5 protein-coding genes are annotated in these 5,209 nt (G+C 38.1%); 4 read left to right on the top strand and 1 reads right to left on the bottom strand.

All coding sequences use genetic code 11. The features are described from left to right. The 4 genes from AC1DRF_RS16230 to AC1DRF_RS16215 form a co-directional block, all read left to right on the top strand. Positions 1–1,522 (top strand): PTS mannitol transporter subunit IICBA (locus AC1DRF_RS16230; protein WP_477741149.1); only part of this gene is annotated, 1,522 nt, incomplete at its 5' end. Positions 1,523–2,243: 721 nt separating this feature from the next. Further along, the gene (locus tag AC1DRF_RS16225) at positions 2,244–2,924 is read left to right on the top strand and encodes a cytochrome P460 family protein (RefSeq protein WP_477741148.1); all 681 of its coding nucleotides are present in this window, start codon (positions 2,244–2,246) and stop codon (positions 2,922–2,924) included. 286 nt (positions 2,925–3,210) lie between these two features. Beyond that, positions 3,211–3,888: a DUF4405 domain-containing protein gene (locus tag AC1DRF_RS16220; RefSeq protein ID WP_477741147.1), complete on the top strand. Its 678-nt coding sequence runs from the start codon at positions 3,211–3,213 to the stop codon at positions 3,886–3,888. Positions 3,889–4,162: 274 nt separating this feature from the next. After that, the gene (locus AC1DRF_RS16215) at positions 4,163–4,378 is read left to right on the top strand and encodes a cold shock domain-containing protein (protein ID WP_477741146.1); all 216 of its coding nucleotides are present in this window, start codon (positions 4,163–4,165) and stop codon (positions 4,376–4,378) included. A 107-nt stretch (positions 4,379–4,485) separates the two neighbouring features. Here the strand turns inward: AC1DRF_RS16215 and AC1DRF_RS16210 are convergent. Next, positions 4,486–5,209 (bottom strand): AraC family transcriptional regulator (locus AC1DRF_RS16210; protein ID WP_477741145.1); only part of this gene is annotated, 724 nt, incomplete at its 5' end.

The raw sequence follows: 5,209 nt of genomic DNA, 5'->3' as shown, positions 1-5,209 counted from the left end.
AGTCAAAACAGGATTCGAGATGTTAATTAATAATTTCTCGGCAGGTATCCTTGGAGGAATCCTAGCGATTTTAGCCTTTTTAGGGGCGAGCCCAGCTATAGATGCTTTCACTGGATGGCTTATTGTCGGGGTAGATTGGCTATTAGCTAAACATTTACTTCCTCTTACCAGTATTCTGATTGAACCAGCTAAAATTCTATTCTTAAACAACGCCATTAATCATGGGATTATTTCACCAATTGGTGCAGAGCAGATTAGAACGAGTGGTAAATCAATCTTGTTGCTCCTTGAAGCAAATCCTGGTCCTGGTTTTGGTGTTCTACTTGCTTATAGTTTCTTTGGAAAAGGGACAGCGAAAAAATCTGCACCAGGCGCAGCACTTATCCAATTTGTTGGTGGAGTTCATGAAATCTATTTTCCATATATTTTAATGCGCCCATTATTAATTATAGGTGCAATTCTAGGTGGAATGAGTGGCGTATTCACATTTGTTTTATTAGATGGTGGATTACAAGCTGTTGTGTCACCAGGAAGTATTTTAGCTTTTTTAGCTGCTACTCCGCCAGGGGGATATTTTGCGAATATTGCGGGTGTTCTTGTAGCAGCAGGCGTATCTTTTATTGCTTCTTCCATTATCCTAAAAACAGGCACGCAGAGGGAAGATTTAGATGCAGCTGCTCGCAAAATGCAGGCAATGAAAGGCAAGAAAAGTCCAGTAACAGAGAATTTTACAAAACAACAAGGAGAACTACCAACAAACGTTCAGAAAATTATTTTTGCATGTGATGCAGGCATGGGATCGAGCGCAATGGGCGCCTCACTTCTCCGTAAGAAAATAAAGCAAACAGATTTAGATATTCTGGTTACCAATACTGCCGTTAGTAATATTCCAAATGATGCTCAAATCGTTATTACTCAAGAAGAGCTGACGCCAAGAGCGCAACATAAGGTACCAAACGCTTATCATATTTCTGTTGGGAACTTCTTATCTAGTCCGGAATATGACAAATTAATTAATCAATTAAAAAATAGTGATATTGTTCATGGGAAAGAAGAAAAAATAGCAGTATCTTTAGAAGAAAACATAGATCATGATAATGACTTATTAATTGAGGCAAACATTTTCTTAAACCAACAATTTTCAACGAAAGAGGAAGCTATTCGATTTGCAGGCAACGTGTTAGTAAGAGGTGGATATGTAGAAGGAAATTATGTTGAAGCGATGATTGAACGTGAAAATATAACATCTACCTATATGGGGAATGATGTAGCCATTCCGCATGGTACAGAAGAAGCAAAAAAGAACGTTTTAAAATCAGGGTTTACTGTGATCCAAGTGCCAGAAGGTGTTGATTTTGACGGTCAGAAAGTTCGTTTGATTTTTGGAATCGCAGGAAAGGACGGTACGCATTTAGAGATTTTATCAGGTATTGCTATTACGTGTTCAGATATGGCTAATATTGAAAAGATGGTTCATACAAAATCAGCCAAAGAATTAATGGCTATTATTCAAAATAACTAAGGGGAAGAAAGGCATGAACATGCCTTTCTATTCTTTTATCGATGATGCCTAGAGCTTTCGTTATGTGAATCTACTCCTTAATAAAAACAGAAAAACTCATGGAAAATCTAAACCTTTAAGTAAATGATAAAATACTTTCCTTATAAACCCCTTAATATTTGAATAGTGTGTAGAAAAAATTTTCATATACCAAATTTGTATAAACAATCTTTAGGGAATTCAACCATGACGACCAACATGGGGGCCCATGTATAAGAGCCAAAAAGTTGTTATATTTTAGATTAAAATGAAGAGCCTTACTACTTGGAAATGTGTAGTAAGGCTTTTTAAATTTGTTTCATTTTTTCTCGAATTAAAGAACTTATCAGAGGATTACGCGTATATTGGTTCATCCTCGTTCTCCATCAAGCACTTTAAGTCTAAAACCAAACTGTTGAATAAGTAGTGGTGAAAGGATTAGGCAATCATTTGAGAGGAATGGGATAACAGTTGTCTTTTTATTTGATTGATAATAAGAATGTTAAATAAATAATACAAAAGTTTGAGGTGATGATCATAAAAATTGTGAACTAGGAAAAGTGGTGTAGAAATTTCTTCAATTCTGCTGAGTTGTCTGAGTCTGAACGGAAGTTTGGATGCTGTTGAAGTGGAAGACTAAAAATGTGCTAAGTAACTGTAATGAATACGCATTAAGCAGAAAAACTTGTAGGAGGAAAACAGTATGAAAAAACTATTATTTCCGATCCTAGCATTGGTGGTGGCCCTCACTCTTATCGCTTGCAACAGGAACGATGATACAAATGATACAAATGAGACTTCCCAACAGGATCCCTCTGAGTACGACCGTAAACTTGTCAAATTCCCTGACAATTACGATAAGGGTGTGAACTACGCGACTGTGAATCGAGGAAATGTCAGAGAGGAGGCTTACACGAGTCGGGAAGCAATCGAAGCTGTGCAGAATGGCCAGCCCATCCCGAGTGGCACCGTAATCACTCTCGAGATCTATGAGGATGAAGAGCTTTCTGAAATCTTCGTGATGGAAAAGCGCGATGGCTGGGGCGACCAGAACCCCCCCGATACCCCGCGTAATGGGGATTGGCTATACCAGGAATTTAATGGCGACAGGTCAGTGGATTACGAGGAAGACATCGGTCGCTGCTTTACCTGCCACGCGAATCAGGAACGGGATGACTTCGCGAATACGTTAGATGAGATGAAGAGTTATGAACTTACAGGATCGAAGGACAGCAGTACAGAATCCAGGTTCGCAGGTATCCCTATAGAGGGCTGGGAGGTAAATGCCATAGGTGATAATCATGAAATAATCGATGACGAAAAAAAAGGGGAAATGATCCAGAATACTCTTTTAACATTTTATTTTCATCGCGAGAAGAACTGAGGGATGTGTGTTTCCATTTGAAGTTCCCTAAAGGGAAAGACGAACCAGTGACGGTGGTAGTTTGTTGAGGCTGCGACCCTTCAGCCTAGTAGAATTCAGATTATAGTTATACCCACCTGTTCCTATAGAAGAAACAGTGGGTGCTATGACTAATTTGGTAAAAAAAGAGGATTACTTTACTAAGGATTAAGTGAGTGGTTTCCTAAATCTTTGCGTATGGCATACGCTGTCTACTCAGGTAGTGCATTGTAAGGTAAGTACTTAAACTAGAAAGAGGAGAACTTTTTTGAATCGAAATATATTAATCAGGCTGGTCATTGACCTTGCTATGACAGTTCTCATGCTAGTGGTGATGGCTTACCATGTTACTGGTAATGCAATCCATGAACTGGTTGGGGCTGTCCTGTTTATGCTGTTTATTTTCCATAATATTTTAAATCGACGATGGTATAAGACAATTATTAGGGGAAAGTACAATGTACGACGTATTCTTAAAATTATGGTCAATCTGCTTTTTCTTGTATCTATGGTTGTAGTGGTGATAAGCTCCGTGCCGATTTCCCGTGACGTCTTTCCCTATTTTCCTATAAATAATGACATGATTGTACGGCAGATACACGTTCTGACTGCATATTGGGGATTTATCTTTATGGCTGTACATATAGGATTGTCTTGGGGGACCATTATCAATGCAGTAAGAAAGATGACGGGCATTACAGGTATGAGCCGTATGCGTGCAATTGTGTTACGTGTGTTGGCGGTGTTGATTGTTGTCTATGGAGTGCATACTTCTTTTGAGAGAGACTTGGGTTCCAAGCTAATCATATATGATCCATTTGGTTCTTATATCTTAGATAACTCCGCCATGGGGTTTCTAATTGATTACCTATCGATCATGGGAATCTATATCTGCGGGACTCATTATGCTTTGAAATTTGTTCGTTCAGAAGTTGGAAAAGATTAAGGATTACAACAAGAAAATGGGGAACTCTCATATTGATTTAAAATCGGAAGGTATTAAATGAATTTATCTGTTAATTCAAGGCACAGCAGTTAAAGGTGCTCTTCCTTATATTACAAATGTAATACGCCATCTCTGCCGTCGTTTTCATATGAAATAAAAAAGGGGTAGCAACTAATTCTAATGAAGCCTCTAAATTACATGATCTAATTGTTAACGAAAAATAATCTTTCGATCATATTATCCCCTTATAAATAATATTGTCGGAGGAGTGATTGTGTTGGAAAGTAAAATAGGTAAGATAAAGTGTTTCGATTATGAGAAAGGCTTTGGACTTATTTCTCCAGATAATGGTGGAGAAGATTTGTTTGTCCATTTTAGTTCTATTCGTAATCTATCTAACTCTAGTTCATTAGAAATAGGGCAGAAAGTCTCTTACCTTGAATATAAGGGACAACAGGGGCTTCAAGCAGAATATGTTGTAATCATTTGAGAAGACGTTTTATTTTCAAAACAACAAGAAAGGCCTTACTAGAAAAAATTATAGTAAGGCTTTTTTATTACTTAATTTTTTTATATCTTGCCTGTTGAGTAGGRGATTCATGCGTTTATTCTTTGATTATTTTTTTCTCTCAGACGTTTTATATCTTCTCTAGGTGGAAGTCCAAACATGCGTGAATATTCACGAYTGAATTGCGATGGGCTTTCATATCCTACTCGAAAGGCGACATCAGCTGCGTCTGTTGACTCGGCTAATAACAAGCGCCGGGCTTCCTGTAGTCTTATTTGTTTTTGGAACTGAATCGGACTCATCGCTGTGACCTCTTTAAAGTGTCTATGGAGCGAAGAAACACTCATGCTTGCTATATCTGCAAGATCCTCAATTCGAAAAGACTGATCATAGTTATGCATGATATGTTCGATCACGTCTCTAATTCGATAGGTATAGCTACCTTCTACGGCCATCTGTTCTAGTGTTCCTCCATATGGTCCTTGCAGAACCCTATAGAGAATTTCTTGCTTGAATAGAGGTGCAAGTACTGGAATGTCCTTAGGGTTATCTAGCAAGCGAACTAATCTAATTACCGCATCTAACATGGATGAGTCTATTGGGCTGACAAACATTGCTCTCTTCTTAGTTTTTTTCGAATCAGCTTGGATTTCAACATCACCTAAAATTTCCATAATTTGATTTGGTGTAAATTCAAGTTTGAAAGCTAAATACGGAACAGCAGGAGAAGCTTCTATGACTTGGGCGGTAACTGGTAAATCAACAGATGCAACAAGGTAATTAGCAGGATTGTATGTAAAGCGTTCTTGCGCC

The sequence above is a fragment of the Priestia sp. P5_B4 genome, assembly GCF_056400385.1.
Note: the sequence above shows the minus strand (reverse complement) of the source record. Positions and strands in the feature narration are given on the sequence as shown.

What these genes read in the sequence shown, in the direction of transcription:
- AC1DRF_RS16225 (WP_477741148.1), top strand. Translation starts at nt 2,244, where the DNA reads ATGAAAAAACTATTATTTCCGATCCTAGCATTGGTGGTGGCCCTCACT.